Source organism: Bradyrhizobium sp. AUGA SZCCT0158, assembly GCF_018130065.1.
Taxonomy (GTDB): Bacteria; Pseudomonadota; Alphaproteobacteria; order Rhizobiales; family Xanthobacteraceae; genus Bradyrhizobium.
In genome coordinates this window covers 287412-308276 of sequence record NZ_JAFCME010000004.1, presented here as the reverse complement: position 1 = coordinate 308276, position 20865 = coordinate 287412, and the positions used below count along the sequence as shown (strand labels likewise).

The window sequence follows — 20865 nt, the reverse complement described above, 5'->3', positions numbered from 1 at the left end:
CGTCGCACGGCTTTGGCCAAAATCCGTCAAGTGCAATGCCGCTACGACCGACGGGGATTCACATCTCGCTTGTGTGAATCGGGCATAAGGCATGTAGGTACTTCCGCTCGGCACGAGGGGAGCGCTTTATCGCCACCCCAATCCGGCATCCCAAATACCGACCCAAATCCGAAGAACAATTCCGAGCATGGCGCTGACTGATTCGAACATTCTGAAACTCGCCCCCGACGCGGGAACTCCGGCCTATCGGAGTGCGCCGCACAATATCGAAGCCGAACAGAGTCTGCTGGGCGCGATCCTGGTGAACAACGACGCGTTCTACCGGGTTTCGGACTTCCTTGAGCCGAAGCATTTCTTCGAACCGATCCATCAGGCGATTTACGAGACCGCCAGCAGCCTGATCCGGATGGGAAAGGTTGCGACGCCCGTAACCTTGAAAACCTTCCTGCCTGCCGAGACCGACATTGGCGGCATGACGGTTGGGCAATACCTCGCCCGTGTCGCGGCCGAGGCCACCACCATCATCAACGCGCAGGACTACGGCCGAACGATCTATGACATGTCTCTGCGCCGCGATCTGATTCGGATCGGCGAGGACATGGTCAACGTCGCGTTCGACGCGCCGGTGGATTTTGCCCCGCGCGCGCAGATCGAGGACGCCGAACGCCAGCTCTACGAGCTGGCGGAGTCCGGCCGTTACGACGGCGGCTTCCAGCGTTTCGCGCAGGCGATGAAGACCGCGCTCGATATGGCGGCCAACGCCTATCAGCGCGACGGAAAATTGTCCGGCATTTCAACTGGCCTCCGCGATCTCGACTCCAAGATGGGCGGCCTGCAGCGGTCGGACTTGATCATCGTCGCCGGACGTCCCGGCATGGGCAAGACCGCGCTTGCGACCAACATCGCCTATAACATTGCCGAGGCGTACCAGCCGGAAGTCCAGGCCGACGGCACCATGAAGGCGGTCAATGGCGGAGTTGTCGGCTTCTTCTCCTGCGAAATGTCCGCCGAACAGCTCGCCACCCGTATTCTGGCCGAACAAACCGGCATTGCGTCCAGCATGATCCGCCGCGGCGGGATCAAACAGGACGAATTCGACAGGATCCGCGACTACACCATCAAGCTCGAGCACTTGCCGCTGTTCGTCGACGAAACGGGCGGCCTTTCGATCTCGCAATTGACGGCGCGCGCGCGGCGGCTGAAGCGGCAGAAGGGCCTCGACATCATCGTGGTCGACTACATCCAGCTGCTGCAGGGCTCCGGCAAGAAAGGCAATGACAACCGCGTCCAGGAAGTCACGGAAATCACCACCAGCCTGAAGGCGCTCGCCAAGGAGCTCAATATCCCCGTGATCGCGCTGTCGCAGCTCTCGCGCCAGGTCGAAAGCCGCGACGACAAGCACCCGCAACTGGCCGACTTGCGCGAATCCGGTTCGATCGAACAGGACGCCGACGTCGTGATTTTCGTGTACCGCGAAGAATACTATTTGCAGAACAAAGAACCCAAAATCGGCACACCCGAGCACGAGAAATGGAAGCTCGACATGGAGCTTGCGCACGGCAAGGCCGAGGTCATCATCGCCAAGCAGCGCCACGGCCCGACGGGTACGGTCCAACTGCAATTCGAAGGGCAGTTCACGCGGTTTAGCGATTTCGCCGAAGGGGATAATCTACCCTACCGCGGGCCCTAAGCGCGGTTTCCAGCGAAGCATCGGACCTGATCCGGGGTGCTGCTGGGGTCGCGTGAAGAAAACACGTCAAAACAAGAATCTGGAGCGATCGGTTCTGATCAATCAGGACCGACCAGTGCCCCAGTCCCGCCTTCTGCGCGGTTGAACCATGGCGTTCGCCCGCGTAAAATGCGGCATGAACATCGCATCCGACCCCAAATCCATCCCTACGAGCACCCTGCTCTCGCCCGAGGCAAACCAGGCCGCCGCGCTGGCGAGCGCCACAGGCGTGCTGACCGTCGATCTCGACGCCATCGTCGCCAACTGGCGCAAGCTCGAAAAGACCGCGGTGCCGGCCGAATGCGCCGGCGTGGTGAAAGCGGACGCCTATGGCTGCGGCGCCGAACAGGTCGGCCGAGCGCTGGCCAACGCCGGCTGCAAGACCTTCTTCGTCGCAACCCTCGATGAAGCGCGCGCGCTCCGTGCGGCGCTGCCGACGGCAACGATCTATACGCTCGACGGCTTCTTCCAGAACACCGGCGACGCCTACGCCAAGCTCGATTGCAAGCCCGTGATCGGCGATCTCAACGAGCTCGCCGAATGGGACGTGTTCTGCCGCCGCTCCGGCTGGTCGGGTGGAGCGGCCATTCACATCGACACCGGCATGAACCGCCTCGGCCTGACCGTGACCGAGGCGCAAGGTATCATTCCGCGCATCAATGCCGGCGATCACGGCATCACGCTTGTGATGAGCCACCTCGCCTCCGCCGAACTCCTCAACAACCCGCTCAACGCCAAGCAGCTCACGACCTTCCGCGAAATCGCGAGCCTTTTTGCCGGTGTGCCGGCGTCGCTGGCGAATTCTTCCGGCGTGTTCCTAGGTCCCCAGTTCCAGTTCGAACTGGTGCGGCCGGGTGCCGCCGTCTACGGCATCAACCCGACACCGGAAGCCGACAATCCGATGCAGCCGGTCGTCGAATTGAAAGCGCGCATCGTGCAGATCCGCAATCTGGAAAAGGGCGAGACCGTCGGTTATGGCGGCACCTGGACCGCGCGACGGCCGACGCGGGTCGCGATCGTCTCCGCAGGCTATGCCGACGGCTATTTCCGCGCCGCCAGCTCGAATGACGGCAGCCGCGGCGCCGAGGTGGTGGTCGCCGGCAAGCGCTGCCCGATCGCAGGTCGCGTGTCGATGGACCTGATGGCGGTCGATGTCACCGATCTGGAAAAGAACGCCGTACGCCGTGGCCACATGGTGACTCTGATTGGCGAAAGCATCACGGTCGATGAACTCGCCCATCATTTCGGCACCATCGGCTATGAAGTGCTGACCAGCCTCGGCAAGCGTTACGCGCGGATTTACAAGGGCGGCGACGCAAAGGCCGAGCCGCTGTCGGTAACGGCGCCAACACCACCGGCAATCGAACCAGTGCCCGCGACCGCTGAAACCGCCGCCGCGCCAGCCCAGGCCCCGCCTCCTCTGCCGACCTGACAATTCCTGTCAGGCATGAAGATCGCGACCTTCAACATCAACAACGTCAATCGCCGCCTGCCCAACTTGCTGCGTTGGCTGCGTTCGGCAAAACCCGATGTCGTGGCGTTGCAGGAGTTGAAATCGACCGACGCCGATTTTCCGGCTGCTGCAATCGAGAAGGCCGGCTATGGCGCGGTGTGGCGCGGCCAGAAGACCTGGAACGGCGTCGCCATCCTGGCGCACAACGCCGAGCCGGTGCTGACGCGGACCGCCCTGCCCGGCGACCCCAGGGATGACGAGGCGCGCTACATCGAAGCGGCCGTGAGCGGCATCATCGTCACCAGTCTCTATCTGCCGAACGGCAATCCGCAGCCCGGGCCGAAATTCGACTACAAGCTCGACTGGTTCAAACGGTTGCGCTCGCACGCCGCGAAATTCATCAGGCAGGATATCCCCGTGGTGCTGGCCGGCGACTACAATGTCGCGCCGACCGAACTGGATATCTATCCGACCAAATCGTGGGACAAGGACGCGCTGATCCAGCCGAAAAGCCGCGCCGCGTTCAAGGCGCTGACGGCGCAAGGCTGGACCGACGCAATCCGCACCCTGCACCCGTCAAGTCAGATGTTCACGTTCTGGGACTACAAGCGCAACCGCTGGCCGCGCGACGCCGGGCTGCGGCTAGATCATCTGCTGCTGAGCCCGGTGCTGGCGCCGCGCTTGATGAAAGCCGGCGTCGACCGCAAGATCCGCGGCGAAGACGGCGCCAGCGATCATGCGCCAGCGTGGATCGTGTTGAAGTAGACGGCGAACCGCGAAAATAACCCCATGCAAAGAAAGGAACCTCTTGCAGTCGCTGCTGAATTTTCTGCGCAGCATGACGCCGAGGCCGCCCGAAAGCAGCCCGCGGTCGCCGGCATGGCCGCGAAAACCTTTTGACACGTCGGGCAAATCACCGGCACAGATCCATCATCCCCCATTCTGCAAAACGCCCTTTGGCTTATCCGGCCAGCCTTGTCCGGCGCGATTGCGCTAGCTTGCGCGCGGCAGACGATCGCCCGCGGATCGCTCGCAATGTCCGCTATTCCCTCAACAGCGGACCTTTCGCGACGCTGCCGTCATGTCAGCTTTGGGCCGATTGTGTTGAAAAACTCGACTGTTGAAGCCGAAGGAGATCGCTGATTCATTTCCCCTTGGTGGGTGGAGACTTGAATCGATGATGGGTCCTCGGCTGGTCGATCAGGCGGCACTGTTTTACGAGTTCTCGCTTGAGCGACATGTTCCGGCCGCTCACTTGCTGAGGGCAATCGACCGGTTCGTCGATTTGTCAGAGGTTCGGGGCCATCTTGCGCCATTTTATAGCTCGACCGGCCGGCCTTCGATTGATCCCGAACTGCTCGTCCGGATGCTGCTGGTCGGCTACTGTTATGGCGTTCGCTCCGAACGGCGGTTGTGCGAGGAGGTGCACCTGAACCTCGCCTACCGCTGGTTCTGCCGGCTCGGCCTCGATGGCGAGGTGCCGGACCACTCGACCTTCTCCAAGAATAGGCATGGCCGCTTCCGCGATTGCGATCTGCTGCGCAAGCTGTTCGAGACCGTGGTCCGACGCTGCATGGCAGAAGGGCTGGTTGATGGGACGGCCTTTGCTGTCGACGCCAGCCTGATTGCTGCCGATGCCAACAAGCAGCGCTCTTCTGCCGGGTCTGATGATGTCGACTGGGAGGCCGTCGCCAGGACGCGCCGATCCGTCCGGGAATATCTCGATACCCTGGATGAGGCTGCCTGGGGCGCAGCCAGCGAGACGGTACCGAAGTTCATCTCTAGGTCGGATCCGGCTGCCCAATGGACCGGCGCTCACAAAGGGCATGCCTTCTTTGCCTACGCCGACAACTACCTGATCGACCTAAAGGCGGCGATTATTGTCGATGTCGAGGCGACGCGAGCTATCCGGCAGGCGGAGGTCGGTGCGGCCCGCACAATGATTGAGCGCACCGAAAATTGCCTCGGGCTGTGTCCCGAGCGCCTGGCCGCCGACAGTGCTTACGGCTCAGCCGAGATGCTGGGGTGGCTGGTCAACGAGCGCGCGATCGAGCCGCACATTCCGGTGTTCGACAAGTCGGCCCGCGACGATGGGACGTTCTCGCGTGGAGACTTCGCCTACAATCAGGAAGCCGATATCTACGTCTGTCCAGGCGGCAACGCGCTGACCTCAACCGGAACTCTGGTGAACGATGGGGCAACACTGCTCTATCGCGCCAGCAAATATGACTGCGACGCCTGCGAGCTTAAGTCTCGTTGCTGTCCGAAGATGCCCGCCCGCAAGGTCCCACGTTCAATCTACGAGAACGCCCGAGACGTCGCGCGCGATATCGCCAAGACTGAGGCCTACGTGACGTCGCGGCGTCAACGTAAGAAGATCGAGATGCTGTTTGCACATCTCAAGCGCATCCTGCGCCTCGACCGACTCAGGCTGAGAGGTCCATTTGGCGCTCAAGACGAGTTCCTCCTCGCTGCCACCGCCCAGAACCTCCGAAAGCTGGCAAAGTTGATCCCGCTGCCTGCCCCAATGCCGACCTGACAGCAAACAAACTCACGCGCGCTCTGATTCCTTGCAACATCCCAAATCGTTTGGGTCGCCGACTTCTTCAACACAATCGGCCAACAGCGGACGCATGCACCGCAGCAGGTTTGGCTACTTCTGCCTTGGCTTAAGACAGATGAAGAACAGCACCCCAACAGAAAAGAACAATAGAGCGATCGGCCAAGCAAGTATGGCGCGCGTCTTATAAATCTCAGACATCAGAGGCGGAGCAGGCACCGAATACGAGGCACTCTGGAGCATAGCGAGCAAAAAATAAATTCCGGCCGCGAAGAACAAGATCGCCAACGCGTATCTCGCGAACTCGGCGGCAGTTCTCCAGATAGTTTGCTTTTCCATTTTTTTTTGGCCAGCCTCAAAAATCACTTACGCCGTGCCTTTCTAATCCAATCCGGATTGCCCAGCAAACAAGCAAGTAGAATGATGTCCGTTGCGGGTCATTCGCGTCGGTTTGGCGATGTCAGCGTTACGTCCGCTTGACTCCCGAAAGCCGACATGGATCGGGAGGTTCGGCAGGTCCGTTTCGTGCCAGGAACGGACTCAGGCACCTCAGCATTGTCATCGCTATTCGATCACCTCGTCGGCGCGGCCGAGCAGCGTATTTGGAATGTCGAGGCCGAGCGCCTTAGCGGTCTTGAGGTTGATATTCAGGGTAATGTCCGTCGCTTGCTCGACGGGAAGCTCCGCCGGGCGCGCCCCTTTGAGTATGCGATCAACATAGCCCGCGGCGCGTTGCCATAGCTTGAAAAGGTTGGTCGAGTATGACATTAGCCCCCCTCGCCGGACCGAGTCGCTGAATGGATAGATCGCCGGCAAGCGCCGCTCTGCGGTGAGCGCGATCAGCCGGGGGATGAGGGGTATCAGAGACGGATCGTCGGTGACGATGAGGCCGTCGAGGCCCGGGTCTGCCAGAGCGGCGAAGCTGCTCTCGATGTCCGCCGGCCGCACCGGGAGCGCTATCAGCTCGAGACCGAGCGCGGGTGCCGCTTTCTGCACGAGTTCGACTTGGTTAGCATTCGTCGGATTGTCAGGATTCCACAACACGGCGACACGATGCACCTTCGGTGCCGCCTCCTTCAGCAGTTCCAGCCACTTGACGCCATATTCGCCGGAGAGCGGCGACAGCCCGGTGATGTTGCCGCCCGGTCGAGCAAGACTTGCCACAAGACCCGTTCTCACGGGATCTCCACTCATGCAGACGATCGGTACCGTGGATGTTGCACGTTGCGCAGCCAGCGAAGTGGGGGTGCCTGGAGTCACGAGAACATCGACATTGAGCGTGAGAAGTTCGGCGATCAGCGCAGGCACGTGCTCCGGCTTTCCGTCGGCGTAGCGTTCGTCTAAAACGAGGTTGCGCCCGACGACGTACCCCCGGTCCGCAAGTCCCTGACGGAATCCGGTCTGGTTGTACACGTCCGTCCCGCGGGCGCCGCTCCAGACGTAGCCGACGCGTGGCACCGCTAGTTGCTGCGCGCGGGTTGCGAGTGGCCACGCTACCACCGAGCCGCCGAGAAGCGTGGCAAAATCGCGGCGATTCATTTCGTTACCTCGCGGCGCGCGCTACCGCCACATTATGAACCCGTAACTCGGAATTTTGAATGGGTGAGTGGCGAAATAACCGTCAGTCCGAGATGGGTCATGCGCGTCGTTCTGACCGCCTCTCTTACTTCCGGTCTTCCCCGGTGAGCGGACATCGTCACGGTCGGTCCGTATGTCTCAAAAGTGCCACAAGGAGACATGACTCTGTCGAAGGACCGTGCGAGCATAGGCGCCTTGGAGACGAGATGAGGTCCGATCCTGATGAGGTCCAAAACCTTCGCCATCGCGATTGCCGTTGCAACAGGATCCGTCCTTTCCACTGCGTCGTTTGCTGCCGAGCTAACGACTGAAAATGACCCCGAAAGTGTTGGTTTCGCGTCCGAGCGGCTTGAGCGCATTGGCGCCTGGTATCAGGCCCGGGTCGATGCGACAGACCTCCTCAGCAAGGATACCGGCGATCTATCGGGCGCCGTCGTCGGAATCGCCAAAGGCGGCAAGCTCGCTTATCTGAAAGCCGTCGGCTTTCAGGATCGCACCAAGTCCGTGCCGATGAAATCAGATTCGATCTTCTGGATCGCGTCCATGACCAAGCCGGTCACCAGCGCTGCCGTCCTAATTCTAGTTGATGAAGGCAAGCTCGAGCTCGATGCGCCCGTCACGACATACTTGCCCGAATTGGCGAACATGCAGGTCGGCATCGCCACATCTGACGCGGCGACCGGCAAGACCAGCGTCGCGCTTGAGGCCCAGCATCACCCGATGACTGTGCGTGATTTGTTGCGACATACGTCCGGTCTGGTCTACCCGCCGCAATTTTTGGGCTCGCCGATCAACCAGCTCTACGCCAACGCAGTCTTCGCACGCGACAAAACCCTCGATGATTTCGTGAAAAGCCTTCGCAATCTCCCTCTCGCGCATCAGCCCGGCAAAGTGTGGGGGGAGTACAGCTGGAGCACCGACGTACTGGCCCGAGTCATCGAAGTGATCTCGGGACAGCCGTTTGACGCCTTTCTCGAGAACAGGATCTTCAAACCGTTGCGCATGCTCGATACCGGCTTCTACGTGCCGCCAGACAAGATCGATCGCCTTGTCGACGCCCCGGAGCCACGCAATCCGCAATTCGACGTAACGAGGCCGCGCAAACTGCTTTCTGGCGGCGGAGGACTGGTCTCTACGGCCGCTGACTATCTGCGGTTCAGCCAGATGCTCCTCAATGGCGGCGAACTGGAGGGAACGCGGATCCTGAAAGCGGAAACGGTCCGGTCGATGACGACGAACTCCCTGCCGTCGGATGTCCGGTTTGCGATGAACTTCGTGGGCCCATCGGTCGGATCCACCTGGGGGCTTGGCCTCGCGGTTCGCACCAACCCGGACTTCAGCAATGTGCCCGGATCAAGCGGCAGCTATAGCTGGAACGGTTTGTGGGGCAATTTCTTCTGGGCAGATCCAGCCGAACATCTGGCCGCGGTATTGATGATTCAGGTCGTCCCGAGCAAAGCCAACCTCTACCGGGCAGCCCTTCGCAATCTGACCTACGGCGCGTTGCGCGTGCCCGAACCCGCCGGCTTTGCGCCGCCGGCTAGGCCGATTGCGCTCGGCGCTGCCGCGCTCGACGACTATGTCGGAAAGTATGATTTCGGACAGTCGTCCAGCGCGCGCGACAAAATGAATTCGAGCAGCAGCGCACCCGGCATTGGCGCTGAGATCGAATTGACTGGCGGCGGGGTGCGGATTCGCCGCGCGCTCGACAATTCGCCGTCGGCAAACGCGGGGCTGAAGTCAGGTGATGTCATTACAGAGATTGACGGTGCCCCCGTAACCGGCCTGACGGTGAACCAGGTCATCGCCAGACTGCGCGGTCCGGTGAATGTCCAAGTCAAGCTCAAGCTCACTCGTGCTTAGAGCGGACCGTCGGAAGTCGCCGTCACGCGAGCGCCGATCTATGTCCCCAATGTCGAGCTAGAGATCCGGATGGACGGTGGAGGCCTTGTCGCTGAGGCGACCGGCCCCTGGCCCATTCTAGATTTCACGAAAGGTAAGGCCGTGGCCTTGAAGCCGGTATCGGGTAGCGAATTCTTCGTTGATGGGCCTGATCACACTCGGATTGCCTTCGCTAAAGACTCTACCGGAAAAACGGCAACCGCAACGCTCAATCCTGGTCCTTGGGAGCAAAAAGGCACACTTGTGGGTAAGCGCTAGTCATAGCGTTTGTGCCAGTAGGATGTATTCGCCAAGTCCGCTCCGGGTCACTTTCAGAACTCGGCACTCGCAATGGAGATGTCCGGTCTAACATCGTGAACGGAAATTGTCTGATCAGCCGCGCTGGTTGGATAGGAGAGCCATCTAGCCGCCGAATTTCTTGTGCAGCATGACGCCGAGAATATTGGAGTAATCGTCGGTCCACAGCGCGCTCGACCGGTCCGGCTGCAACGGCGTCCAGCTTTCGGCAATGCTGCCGGTGGCGGCCGCATCGCGCGCCAGGACGACGAGGCGTGCATTGGCTTTCATCGTGGTCAGCAGATCGCCGGCGCTGGTATCTTCCCGCAGATAGGCGACAAGCCCAAGGGAGTGCGCGACGTTACCCACAACGGGCGCGAGATCGAAGTACCGGTTCGAGATATGCACCACGATCACACCATGCGGCGTGAGCTTTGAAAGATAACCCGCAACCGCTTCGCGCGTCAGCAGATGCACCGGAATCGCATCCGACGAGAATGCATCGAGCACGATCAGATCATAGCGGTCGGTTGATGCCTCCAGCGTCAGGCGCGCGTCGCCGGCGACAATCGGCGCATCGGGGGCGCATTTCGACAGGAACTCGAAGCGACGCGGATCGCGCGCGATCCGGATCACTTCGGGATCGATCTCGAAGAAGGTCCAGCGCTCCCTGCCCTTGCGATGACAGGCCAGCGTGCCGGTACCGAGGCCCACGACGGCTACATGGTCGAGGCTGCCCCGCGCGGCACGCGCAGCGTCAATGGCTTGTGCGTACGGACCGCCCGGATAGTAATAGGTCTGCGGCAAGAGCGGGCCGGTGACCGGCGTGCCATCATCGTTGCGCAACCGCTGCGCGCCGTGAATGGTGGTGCCGTGGTAGAGCAAGCGGGCACTGCCGCCGTTGATCTCCGCGACCTTGTGGACGCCGAAGAAACTGCGCGCGGTTTCGATCGGCGCAATGCCGGGCCGCCACAGGGCGGTCACCGCAAAACTCAGGACCACGAGCCCGACGAAGCGCATCGGCCATTGCCGCTGAAACAGCATCGCCGCTGCCAGCAGCGCCAGCAGGACCTGGAAGGCCAGTTCAAATGTTGCCGGCGGCTGATAGCGCGTGACGTACCAGACCAGCGCCAGCGCTCCGCTGATCGCAAGCCATGGCAACGCTCCGGTCAGCACCTTGCGGACGCCGCCGGTAAAAATGCCAGGCGTGCACAACAGCGCGAGCGCGATCAGGATCGGATATTCGTAATTGCCATTGAAGATCTGCGGCGCGACGAGCCCCGCAAAGACGCCACCGATCACCCCGCCAAGGGACGTGCAGAGATAGAACTCCGTCAACCGCCGCGGGCTCGGCCGCCGCGCGTAAAGTTCGCCGTGGCACAACAGCGTCAGCAGCGCGAAGACGACGAGGTTGAGGGCGATGGTCGTCAGCCAGAACACCTTCTCACCGCCGATCAGGCTGACCGCGAGCGGCGCCACCGCGAACGGAACGAAGCGCACCACATTGGCGTGGGCGATCCATGGCCGCTCGCGGAACACGGCGACGAAAGTCAGCAGGTAGATCGCAAGCGGCACCACCCACAGGAATGGTGCGGCGGCGATATCGGTCGTCAGATAGGCAGTGACCGCGATGACGAGCCCCGATGGCACGGCGGCGAGAGCGATCCACCGCATCCGTTCGCCGGTACTGGCGCCGATATCGTCGGAAACCTCGACCTTTGCGGCGACAGGCTTCGCGCGCGACGTCAATACCGCGACCAGGCTCAGGAGCATGGCGAGCAGCGCAAATCCGATCGACCACGCCGCCGCCTGCGTCTTCAACGTGAGAAACGGTTCGATGACAACGGGATAGGCGAACAGTGCCGCGAACGAACCGAGGTTGGACGCGGCGTAGAGAACGTAGGGATTGCCGGCCCGGCTGTGCCCGCTGCCTGCGAACCAGCTTTGCAGCAGCGGCGCGCTGGCCGACAGCGTGAAGAATGGCAGGCCGATCGAGACCGCGAACAGGCCGAACAGCCAGAGCGCCGTCCCATCCGATGGCGGAACACCCCATCCAGGGGCGATCGCGATCGGCAGCATCGTCGCGGTTGCGCCGAGCAGCGCAAGGTGGAACATTGCAGCCCAACGCGGCGCAAGCACGTGGTTCAGCAGATGCGCGTAGGCATAGCCGCTGAGCAGCACGGTCTGGAAAAACACCATCGCCACCGACCACACCGCGGGAGCGCCGCCGAGTTTCGGCAACACCATCTTGGCGAACATCGGCTGGATCGAGAACAACAGCAGCGCCGAGACGAACAGCGTCGCGACATACAGCAGCGGCGTCAGCCGGACCACCATCGCCTGCCGATCGCAGTCGGGCGCAATCCGATCGGAAGCATTGAAAAGCGACATAGTCCCCCTGGCACACCGGCAATTTGTGGTTGCACGGTAGCCAATCAGTCCTGAGCAAAGTCTTAACCCGGCAGCCGGGAATCGCTAACCTGCGCCATGGTAAAGGCCGCCTTGACGGACGCCGCGGCGGAACCCTCGCTCCCAACTAAAATATCGAAAACAACCCCATGCAAAGTAGCCGGTGATCGTCGGGGTGGGGGCTCCGAGAACGCGCGCAAGCACGGCCTCTTCACAAAAGTCGCAACTGCCGAGCGCAAGCGGATTGAGGCCCTTTGGCCGCTGCACGCAAGATGCTGCAAGAGCTGAAATGATTTCGTGCCGCCGGACCCTGAGTGTCTGACTCAAAATGCGATCAATAAAACAACGCCATGTACGGAACATCGTCGTGCCCGGCCTTGCCGCCTCCGCTAAAGCTTCGGCGAGCCGACCATTCGTGGCCTCGTCGGAGCCTTGGCGGAGACGGGTGCCGGGCATCCACGTCTTGCCTTCCATCAAGCAAGAAAGACGTGGGTGGCCGGGCATAGGCGAGCGGAAGCGACGCCGTCCTACAGACGGCTATGCCTGGCCATGACGAAATAAAGAATCTCTTTCAGACAGGTAGGAAGAAGGGTCCGAAAATGCGGGCTGCTCTTTCGATCAGGTTCTAAGTTCTGCGTCAGCCCTTTTTCGTGTGACCCCAGATCTGGTCCCAGTCCTCGCCCGCGGCGTCGACGACTCGGCCGTCGGCCTCGAAGAACTTGTTCGGAATCTGGAAGATCGCGAGCATCAGCCCGCCCTCTGGGCACCAGGCGACGTGACGGCTGCCCTGCTCGCGCCAGATGTATTCGCCGGCCTTGCATTCGATGCCCTTTGCCGGCCCCTCCTTGTCGACCAGGCTGCCTTCGAGCACGTAGGTCTGCTCGATGTTGACATGCTCGTGGTCGGGCAGCACCGCGCCGGGTTGAAACCGCATCAGCGCGGTCATGAGGCCGGTCTTGCGATCGAACAGCAGCGTCTTGGCTTCGCAACCGGGGAAACGGGTCTTCTGCCACTCCATGTCGGCCGGCCGAACGAGATGCGAATGCGTGTCTGCGGTCTCTGGGCCTTTCGGCGCAACGGCGTCCATGGCGATCCTCCGTCTTGTTGATTTGAGATGATCCTAGAGCCTTTTCCGTTCCGATGAAATCGGAACGGGGCTCTAGATTCTCGATTTGACGCGTTTTCTTGACGCGAACCGGTTGCCCACTTCGCTGGAAAACGCTCTGCCAGCTTTGCCCGCAACCGCCAGCCGGGTGCGGCACGCAGGAAACCCGCATCCTGCCTTGCTGGCGTCCGCCCCCAATTGTAGGATCAACAGACCTGCCACTCCTGCGACGCATGGTGAACGATGGCGGCGCTGCAACATTCGCGTTTCTGCAAGGGCTGCTGGGAGCAGATGCACATGCCCGTGCCGCTCCGCGGGATCATCTCGGTGCCGTTCCGGGCATTTGGCGTTCGCCCGAGCCGAATGAACCCCAACACCTGCACGATCTGCGAGCTGATGTTCACGAAGGTGATGCGAGCGCGCAAGATCACCATCGACGCGACCGTGATGTTTGCCGATCTGCGCGGCTATACCAGCCTGTCCGAGTCGAAATCACCGGAGGCCGTCTCGGGCCTGCTCGACGCGTTCTACGATGAATGTGCGGGCGCGATCTGGGCGCATGAGGGCCTCCTCAACAAGACGATCGGCGACGCCGTCATGGCCGTGTTCAATTTTCCGTTGCGGCGCGACGACCATGTCCGCAATGCCCTGCTTGCGGCGCGCGATATTCAGAACAACTGGCGCGAACGGCGCGACGGTCTTGCGGCCGCGCTCGGCCTGAACGCCGGCGACCTTGGGATTGGTATCGGCATTCACGCCGGCGAACTCAGTTTTGGCGAGTTCGGCCGGTCGCATCGCGACCTCACCGCCATCGGCACCGTCGTCAACACCGCCTCCCGCGCGCAGTCGGTCGCCGAAGCCGACCAGATTCTCGTGACGCAGGAGGTCTATCAGCGCGCCCGGCCGGATTTGAAGGACAGTCATTCGAAGACCTTCCAGCTCAAGGGATTCGATGCCCCGATCGAGCTTTACGCGGCATAGCCCTGCCTCTCTTCCAGAGCTCCTTGCTCATCAGAGGTTCTTGCCGTCGATAACCGTCACCGGCACGGCGTCGAGATCGACGTCGTCGAACAGCCGGGCATTGACGCCAACCTTGGGATTTTCAAAGTCCGGCTTGCCGGTCGACCAATCAGGCGATTCCCCATAGCTCCCGCAGCCGCAATTGGCGCAGAAATGATGTTTGATGGTTCGGCTGCCCCACTCGTAAGTGGCGACGTTTTCCGGCGGCGAAGTCAGGCGAAATTGCGCCGGCGTGTAATAGGCCCATAGTGCGCCGCGCTTCGAACATAGCGAACAGGTGCAAGCGGGTCACGTCGGCCGGCATCTCGTCCACCTCGAATTGCGTCTGGCCGCAATGGCAGCTTCCCTTGATCGGCATTCCGACACGGCGGCAGCGTTCATAACCGGTACCTGCTGCCAGCATGCTGTCAGCATCCGGCAACCCCACCCCCTTCACGCGAATGTCATTGGCCGCGCCGGGACCTCGCCGCAACCTTCGGACGAACCAATGCTGCGTATTTCAATCGTTTGGCAACGCGCGACGGCGTTGGCGCGGCTTGGTTATCCGCAGGCCTTCAAGCCGCGGTCATGTGGCTGTCAAGGAGGCCGCCTAAAGCTCCGGCATGAGCTACGAACCCGCCACCATCGCAACGCTTCGGCGCGCGCTCGACGAGGTCATCAAGGACAACCGCTTCCGTCAGCGGAAGTCGCACTCGGCCCTCGAGGTTGCCGAACATCTTTTGGCCCTGGCGGCTGTCGGCGAGCGCGACCTGGAACGATTGAAGGCGTCCGCCTTTCAGAAACTGATTTCAACCGCCGAGCGGCTTCCGAACAAGGCCGCTTGAGTCGGACGACGCCTGGGTCCGGTGATTGCATTGCAAGCGACGGTCGGCCTCACCGGCCAGGCGATCGAGGGGGAAGAAAATGAAACGCCGCGTTGCGATCGTTCTCTCACTTTGCACGCTGGCGATCGTCGCCTACTTCACCGCCAGCAAATGGCTCATTCGCCACGAGACGCTGATGTCGCACGACATCCTGCGCGACAGCCGGCGGGTTGCCGTCGACGTCGCGGTGCGGCGCGACCGGGCCATGCAGGCAGCCGCCGAAATGATCGAACTGCCGGTCGTGATCATCAGCCACGGCAACACGGTCAAGCACACGGAATATTCGTTCCTCGCCAACACCTTTGCCGCCCGCGGCTACCTGGTCGGCAGCATCCAGCACGACATCGAAACCGACGAGCCGATGGTGACCAGGATCGGCGAGGAGTATGTCGGCCGCCGGCCGCAATATAATCGCGGCATTTTCAACATCATGTTCGCGATCGAGGAAATGAAGAAGGCGTATCCGAATGCGGATTACCGACGCCTGACCCTGGTCGGTCATTCCAATGGCGGCGATATCTCGATGTACTTCGCCAGCCGGCGTCCCGAACTGGTCAAGAAAGTGGTGACGTTGGACAATCTGCGGGTGCCGTTCATTACCGACGGCAACATCAAGATCCTGTCATTCCGATCCACCGATCCGCATTTCAAACCCGACCCGGGCGTCATCCCGGATGACGAGATGTGCCGGAAGGCCGGTATCACCGTGGTGAACACGGCGTTTCAGCACAACGAACTGAGCGATCGCGGTTCCGACCGCGTCAAGTCAACGATTCAGGCGCTGGTCCACAAATTCCTCGATGACGACGGCTCGTTGAAACCGGGACTGATCAAGCCCGAGGATTCCCCGAACGATCCGTTTGCGATGGTGACGGCGTCCGTGCCGCGCTGAAACCGCTTCCGTCCGGATCCGCTGCCGGTGTGATCCAAAAATTGCTAGGCTTGCTGTTCCCGCCGCCACGAATCGCGGAGACAGCAGAGCTTGGGTTTCCTCTTCGTCCTCACCGTCGGGCTTCTCGCCGGCACCATCAGCGGCATCGTGGGCACCGGTTCCTCGATCATGCTGATGCCGGTGCTGGTCTATCAATACGGGCCAAAGGAGGCCGTGCCGATCATGGCGGTCGCCGCCGTGATGGCGAACCTGTCGCGTATCCTGGCCTGGTGGCGTGAGGTCGACTGGCGCGCCTGCCTCGCCTACTCGGTCACCGGAATTCCGGCTGCGGCACTCGGCGCACGGACGCTGCTGGCCTTGCCGTCGCACGCCGTCGATATCGCGATCGGGCTGTTTCTGATCGCGATGGTGCCGGTGCGGCATTGGCTTGACCGCCACCAGCTTAAAGCGCGCCTCTGGCATCTCGCCGTCGGTGGCGCTGTTATCGGCTATCTCACCGGCATCGTGGTGTCGACCGGGCCGCTCAGCGTACCGCTGTTTCTGTTTTACGGGCTGAACAAGGGCGCGTTCCTCGCCACCGAGGCCGCAAGCTCGCTCGGGCTTTACTTGAGCAAATCAGTCACCTTCGAACGCTTCGGCGCACTGACGCCGGATGTTGCGCTGAAGGGCCTGATCGCGGGCTCCTCCCTGATGTTCGGGGCCTTCATCGCCAAGCGCTTCGTGCTGCACCTTCAACCCCAGATGTTTCGCCTGCTGATGGACGGCATCATGCTGGTGGCCGGGCTTTCCCTGCTTTGGTCGGCTCTATCAGCCTGAAATCCGTTCCTTCCGACCTGAACCAACCTCGCGGTCCAGGAGACGAAGTGACGTGCATCACATCCAATTCCGGGTGAGGCCTTAGACGTTGCGTGGCTTGAACAGTGATTTTCAGCCACAGGAGATTTTGAAATGAACAGGGGCATTATCGGCGCCGTCGCGGCCGTCATTGTCATCGGCCTCATTGCAGCCGGAAGCTGGTACACCGTCGATCAGACCGAGCGCGGCGTGCTGCTGCGCTATGGCGCTGTTATCGGTACCGCACAGCCGGGCCTCGGCTTCAAGATCCCGCTGATCGACAGCGTCGAGAAGGTGAGCGTCAAGACCACGACCTTCTCCTGGGACAAGATGAATTCCTATTCCTACGACCAGCAGCCCGCCGATCTCAAGATCAGTGTCACGTTGCGGGCATCGCCGGAAAAAGTAACGGATCTCTACGCCAAATTCGGCCGGCTGCAGGCAGCGGTCAATCAGGTGGTCAGCCCTGCCGTCAACCAGCAGGTCAAGATCGTGTTCGGCCGCTATACCGCGGTGAAAGCCATTCAGGAGCGCGGCGCCCTCAACAACGCGATCCGGGACGCCATTACCGCTTCGCTCAAGGATGATCCGATGATCATCGTCGAGAGCGTGCAGCTCGAGAACATCGAGTTCAGCTCGACCTATCTGCATTCGATCGAACAGCGCATGCTGGCCGAGGTCGAGGTGCAGAAGCTGCAGCAGAACGCCGAGCGCGAGAAGGTTCAGGCTCAGATCACAGTCACGCAAGCCAACGCCAAGGCCAACGCCGTCCGCGCCGAAGCGCAGGCCTCCGCCGACGCGCTGCGGCTGAACGGCGAAGCCCGCGCCACCAACATCAAGCTGACCGGCGAAGCCGAAGCCGCCGCGATCGAAGCCCGCGCCAAGGCGCTCGGCACCAACCCGAACCTCGTGACCCTGGTGCAGGCCGAGCGCTGGAACGGCGTGCTGCCGACCACCATGGTACCCGGCTCCGCGGTGCCGTTCGTCTCGGTCAAATAATCTTCGAAAACATCCGGAAGCGGTGATGCCTGGGATCGCGATCTCAGGGATCATCGTCTCAGGAAGGTCCCATGCGAAATGTCATCACCATGGCGGGCGTCGCGCTCGCTGCCGCCCTCGCCGCGCCGGCCTCGCACGCCGCAGAAAGTAATTTTGACGGGCTCTGGGCCAAGACGGCAAAGGATTGCCGCAACAAGGAAGGCCCGGACAGCAAGACGCTCATCGACATGAGCAAGCCGATCGGCGGCAAGCCCGCGCCGATGGTCGACCAATATGAAAATCACTGCCGGATCGACCGCAAGACCGTGGTCGGAGACGGCATCAATCTCTCGGTCACCTGTTTTGAATTCTGGGATTATTTCAACAAGGGCGTCGAGCCACGGAAAGCGACCGTCAAGCTCGCGCCCGGCCCGAACGGCACCATCAAGATCGACGGCAAGCCGTATCTGCGCTGCAAGGCCGGGAGCGGCCGCTGAACCCGGGCATCGCGACCCGCATCTGAAAAATGCGGCCGATGACATCATGCTGACGCCAAGTATGCCCGTTACCGTGGCATAATGCATGATCCGATCAATCGGCCTTGGGGACGATGTCTTGAGCGCAATAGCTGATGTGGCTGCTATCACCGATCCCGGCAAGCGGGTGGCGGGGAAAACCGACGTTCAGCAAGACACCCTGAAATTCGCGGAGGCCGCGCTTACCGACAGCAAGCGCGAGGGCTTGCTGCTCGCCGTTCGCGCCCGCTGGGTCGCGCTGGCGGTGACGGCCGCCACCCTGCCGATCATCAATCCGGAATGGGAAGTTCTCTATTACGTCCTGATGCTCGGCCTGTTTGCCCTGATCGGATGGGCGCAGCTCAAGGTCGGCAAGGCTGAGCGGTCGTGGCAGGAGCTTATTCTGATATTTTGCGACCTGCTGCTGATGACCTTCCTGACCGTCGTACCCAATCCCTGGAGCACGGTCGATTGGCCACTTGCGATGCAGTACCGGTTCGACAGCTTCATTTACTTCTTTGTTTTCCTAGCGACCGCGACGCTGGCCTATTCATGGCGCACCGTTGTGGCGATGGGGTTCTGGACTTCGGCGCTGTGGGCGATCGGCGTCGGCTGGGTCTACCTGCAGCCGCAAACCCACGCAGCATTGTCGGAACGGGTGCGGGCCGCCGTCGGCACCGACGTCAGGCTGTTCGATATCATCGACCCCTCCTCAATCGGCTTTGGCGCAAGGTTCCAGCAGATCACCGTCTTCCTGATCGTCGCCATGACGCTGGCGCTGGCGGCACGCCGCTCGAATGCCCTCTTGATCAGCCACGCCGGCATCGAACGCGAACGCACCAATTTGGCGCGCTATTTTTCGCCCAATGTCGTCGAACAGCTGTCCAAGAACGACGATCCGCTCAAACAGGTGCGAACGCAAAATGTCGCGGTGCTGTTCGCCGACATCGTTGATTTCACCGCCTATGCGGACGGCCGCAGCCCGATGGAAGTGATCGGGACGCTGCGCCAGTTCCACGAGCGGATGGAACGGGACGTATTCCGGCACGCCGGCACGCTGGACAAATATCTCGGCGACGGACTGATGGCGACGTTCGGCACGCCCTTCACCAGCGAGTCCGACGCCGGCAACGCGCTGCGCTGCGCGCAGGCCATGATCGGATCGATCGCTGAGCTCAACCGCGAACGAAAAACCCGCAACGAACCTCCGATTCGGGTGAGCATCGGATTGCATTACGGTCAGGTCGTGCTGGGCGATATCGGATTGAACCGGCTCGAATTTGCCGTCATCGGCACGGCAGTGAACGCCGCCAGCCGCCTTGAAGCGCTGACCCGCGATTACGGCTGCGCCCTGGTGGCCAGCGACGAACTGGTGCAGCGCGCGCGGGCAGAGACCGGCAGCTCGGATGCCGACTTCTTGCACCTTGTCAGAAAGCCACCCCGGACCATTCGCGGTCTCGAGCAACCAGTCGGGATCTGGACGCGGCGTTACGAAGTCGAAGCTGAGGGCACGGTTCGAGGTTGACCTTGCACGGTGTCAGGGCGCATAGGCCACGGCAGAATTGAACCCGCGTATGGCTGACCCAATGCCCCGATCCAAACAATATCCAAATGACTCCTTCTACGTCGAACCGCGCAGCGGCGAGCGTTATCCGCTGGATGTGCCGCGCTGGTGCGGCGACGGGCAAAAGCCGCTGCTGATCAGCCCGCAGCCCGGCATCACCAGAGACGAGATCGATCGCGGCACGCGATCGCTGTGGCGCTATCGGGCCTCGCTGCCGGTCGAGATTGCAAAACCGATTTCGCTCGGCGAAGGCTGCACCCCGCTGGTGCAAAAGGAATGGGACTGCTTCCGGCCGTTCTTCAAGCTGGAATGGTTCAACCCGACCTGCAGCTTCAAGGACCGCGGCACCACGGTCATGCTGTCCTATGTGCGCCAGCTCGGCGTCGATGCAGTGCTGGAAGACTCCTCCGGCAATGGCGGCGCGTCGGTTGCGGCCTATGGCGCGGCCGGCGGCATGCGCGTGAAAATCCTCGCTCCGGCCTATACGTCGCCCGCCAAGGTCGCGCAGGTTCGCGCCTATGGCGCCGAGGTGCAACTAGTCGAAGGTCCGCGCGAAGAGTCGCAAGCCGAGGCGATCCGCCAGTCCAGCGAGATCTTCTACTCCAGCCACAACTGGCAGCCGTTCTTCCTGCAGGGGACCAAATCGGTCGCCTATGAGATCTGGGAAGATTTCAACTTCACGGCGCCCGACAACATCATCATCCCGGTCGGCGCGGGCAGCAATCTGCTCGGCTGCCACATCGGCTTCTCCGAACTGCTCGCCGCCGGCCAGATCCGCAAGCTGCCAAGACTGTTTGCCGCGCAACCGCTCAATTGCTCGCCGGTGGACGCCAGCTTCCAGGCCGGCGTCGACACGCCGATCGATCGCGCCGTCCACAAGACGATCGCGGAAGGCACCGCGATCGCACATCCGCTGCGGCTCAAGGAAATGATCCACGCCTTGAAAGACAGCGGCGGGGAATCGGTGGCCGTTTCCGAGGACGAGATCGTCACGGCCTTGAAGAGGCTCGCGCGGCTCGGCCTGTTCGTGGAGCCGACATCGGCCAGCGTCGCAGCGGCGTTCGCAAAGCTTACGGCGCGAGGCGTCATCAAGGAGCGCGAAAACACGGTGCTGTTGATTTCAGGCACCGGCATCAAGACGGCGTCCACGATTGCCGAGCTGTTTTGATTCCGACTTGGGCCCTCCT

At 61.7% G+C, this 20865-nt stretch carries 16 protein-coding genes and 1 pseudogene; 13 read left to right on the top strand and 4 right to left on the bottom strand.

Annotation, left to right across the window (positions count from 1 at the left end; all coding sequences use genetic code 11):
* Positions 1–187 precede the first annotated feature (187 nt).
* The 4 genes from JQ574_RS08230 to JQ574_RS08215 all read left to right on the top strand — a co-directional run bounded on the left by JQ574_RS08230 (position 188) and on the right by JQ574_RS08215 (position 5721).
* The gene (locus JQ574_RS08230) at positions 188–1690 is read left to right on the top strand and encodes a replicative DNA helicase (RefSeq protein WP_212207978.1); all 1503 of its coding nucleotides are present in this window, start codon (positions 188–190) and stop codon (positions 1688–1690) included.
* Between the two features lie 175 nt (positions 1691–1865).
* The gene (alr, locus tag JQ574_RS08225) at positions 1866–3161 is read left to right on the top strand and encodes an alanine racemase (protein WP_212207977.1); all 1296 of its coding nucleotides are present in this window, start codon (positions 1866–1868) and stop codon (positions 3159–3161) included.
* Between the two features lie 15 nt (positions 3162–3176).
* Positions 3177–3947, top strand: a complete 771-nt coding sequence (locus tag JQ574_RS08220) for an exodeoxyribonuclease III (protein WP_212207976.1) — start codon at positions 3177–3179, stop codon at positions 3945–3947.
* 412 nt (positions 3948–4359) lie between these two features.
* Complete coding sequence (locus tag JQ574_RS08215; RefSeq protein WP_212383443.1) at positions 4360–5721, top strand: IS1182 family transposase; 1362 nt, start codon at positions 4360–4362, stop codon at positions 5719–5721.
* Positions 5722–6306: 585 nt separating this feature from the next.
* On the opposite strand, the gene JQ574_RS08210 is transcribed toward JQ574_RS08215, so the two are convergent.
* On the bottom strand, positions 6307–7281 hold the full coding sequence (locus tag JQ574_RS08210; protein WP_212207975.1) for an ABC transporter substrate-binding protein: 975 nt from the start codon (positions 7279–7281) through the stop codon (positions 6307–6309).
* A 261-nt stretch (positions 7282–7542) separates the two neighbouring features.
* On the opposite strand from JQ574_RS08210, the gene JQ574_RS08205 reads away from it, so the two are divergent.
* On the top strand, positions 7543–9183 hold the full coding sequence (locus tag JQ574_RS08205) for a serine hydrolase (protein ID WP_212383442.1): 1641 nt from the start codon (positions 7543–7545) through the stop codon (positions 9181–9183).
* Positions 9184–9624: 441 nt separating this feature from the next.
* Here JQ574_RS08205 and JQ574_RS08200 read toward each other — a convergent pair whose 3' ends face one another.
* On the bottom strand, positions 9625–11889 hold the full coding sequence (locus JQ574_RS08200; protein ID WP_212207973.1) for a fused MFS/spermidine synthase: 2265 nt from the start codon (positions 11887–11889) through the stop codon (positions 9625–9627).
* 655 nt (positions 11890–12544) lie between these two features.
* Positions 12545–12994, bottom strand: coding sequence for a cupin domain-containing protein (locus JQ574_RS08195; protein ID WP_212207972.1), 450 nt, complete (start codon positions 12992–12994; stop codon positions 12545–12547).
* A gap of 270 nt (positions 12995–13264) precedes the next feature.
* Here JQ574_RS08195 and JQ574_RS08190 point away from each other — a divergent pair, with 270 nt between their 5' ends.
* Complete coding sequence (locus JQ574_RS08190; protein ID WP_212208038.1) at positions 13265–13993, top strand: adenylate/guanylate cyclase domain-containing protein; 729 nt, start codon at positions 13265–13267, stop codon at positions 13991–13993.
* 30 nt (positions 13994–14023) lie between these two features.
* Here JQ574_RS08190 and JQ574_RS08185 read toward each other — a convergent pair.
* A pseudogene (locus JQ574_RS08185) lies at positions 14024–14390 on the bottom strand (GFA family protein).
* Positions 14391–14634: 244 nt separating this feature from the next.
* On the opposite strand from JQ574_RS08185, the gene JQ574_RS08180 reads away from it, so the two are divergent.
* From JQ574_RS08180 to JQ574_RS08150, 7 genes are all read left to right on the top strand, one after another.
* Positions 14635–14856 carry a hypothetical protein gene (locus JQ574_RS08180; RefSeq protein ID WP_212207971.1) on the top strand — a complete coding sequence of 74 codons (222 nt, stop codon included), beginning with the start codon at positions 14635–14637 and terminating at the stop codon, positions 14854–14856.
* 79 nt (positions 14857–14935) lie between these two features.
* Positions 14936–15787 carry an alpha/beta fold hydrolase gene (locus tag JQ574_RS08175; RefSeq protein ID WP_212207970.1) on the top strand — a complete coding sequence of 284 codons (852 nt, stop codon included), beginning with the start codon at positions 14936–14938 and terminating at the stop codon, positions 15785–15787.
* Positions 15788–15877: 90 nt separating this feature from the next.
* The gene (locus JQ574_RS08170; RefSeq protein ID WP_212207969.1) at positions 15878–16603 is read left to right on the top strand and encodes a sulfite exporter TauE/SafE family protein; all 726 of its coding nucleotides are present in this window, start codon (positions 15878–15880) and stop codon (positions 16601–16603) included.
* A 132-nt stretch (positions 16604–16735) separates the two neighbouring features.
* Positions 16736–17620 carry a prohibitin family protein gene (locus tag JQ574_RS08165; RefSeq protein ID WP_212207968.1) on the top strand — a complete coding sequence of 295 codons (885 nt, stop codon included), beginning with the start codon at positions 16736–16738 and terminating at the stop codon, positions 17618–17620.
* Between the two features lie 71 nt (positions 17621–17691).
* Positions 17692–18096, top strand: a complete 405-nt coding sequence (locus tag JQ574_RS08160) for a hypothetical protein (RefSeq protein ID WP_212207967.1) — start codon at positions 17692–17694, stop codon at positions 18094–18096.
* A gap of 118 nt (positions 18097–18214) precedes the next feature.
* Entirely contained in the window at positions 18215–19639 is a 1425-nt protein-coding gene (locus tag JQ574_RS08155; protein ID WP_212207966.1) for an adenylate/guanylate cyclase domain-containing protein, read from the top strand.
* A 61-nt stretch (positions 19640–19700) separates the two neighbouring features.
* A complete protein-coding gene (locus tag JQ574_RS08150) occupies positions 19701–20846 on the top strand; it encodes a threonine synthase (protein ID WP_212207965.1) in 1146 nt (381 codons plus the stop codon).
* Positions 20847–20865 lie beyond the last annotated feature (19 nt).

Bases quoted from the DNA above. Each gene is read 5' to 3' on its own strand.
- JQ574_RS08200 (WP_212207973.1), bottom strand. From the start codon at position 11,889: ATGTCGCTTTTCAATGCTTCCGATCGGATTGCGCCCGACTGCGATCGG.
- JQ574_RS08230 (WP_212207978.1), top strand. From the start codon at position 188: ATGGCGCTGACTGATTCGAACATTCTGAAACTCGCCCCCGACGCGGGA.
- JQ574_RS08180 (WP_212207971.1), top strand. From the start codon at position 14,635: ATGAGCTACGAACCCGCCACCATCGCAACGCTTCGGCGCGCGCTCGAC.
- JQ574_RS08215 (WP_212383443.1), top strand. From the start codon at position 4,360: ATGATGGGTCCTCGGCTGGTCGATCAGGCGGCACTGTTTTACGAGTTC.
- JQ574_RS08165 (WP_212207968.1), top strand. From the start codon at position 16,736: ATGAACAGGGGCATTATCGGCGCCGTCGCGGCCGTCATTGTCATCGGC.
- JQ574_RS08220 (WP_212207976.1), top strand. From the start codon at position 3,177: ATGAAGATCGCGACCTTCAACATCAACAACGTCAATCGCCGCCTGCCC.
- JQ574_RS08175 (WP_212207970.1), top strand. From the start codon at position 14,936: ATGAAACGCCGCGTTGCGATCGTTCTCTCACTTTGCACGCTGGCGATC.
- alr (WP_212207977.1), top strand. From the start codon at position 1,866: ATGAACATCGCATCCGACCCCAAATCCATCCCTACGAGCACCCTGCTC.
- JQ574_RS08160 (WP_212207967.1), top strand. From the start codon at position 17,692: ATGCGAAATGTCATCACCATGGCGGGCGTCGCGCTCGCTGCCGCCCTC.
- JQ574_RS08210 (WP_212207975.1), bottom strand. From the start codon at position 7,281: ATGAATCGCCGCGATTTTGCCACGCTTCTCGGCGGCTCGGTGGTAGCG.
- JQ574_RS08195 (WP_212207972.1), bottom strand. From the start codon at position 12,994: ATGGACGCCGTTGCGCCGAAAGGCCCAGAGACCGCAGACACGCATTCG.
- JQ574_RS08150 (WP_212207965.1), top strand. From the start codon at position 19,701: ATGCCCCGATCCAAACAATATCCAAATGACTCCTTCTACGTCGAACCG.
- JQ574_RS08205 (WP_212383442.1), top strand. From the start codon at position 7,543: ATGAGGTCCAAAACCTTCGCCATCGCGATTGCCGTTGCAACAGGATCC.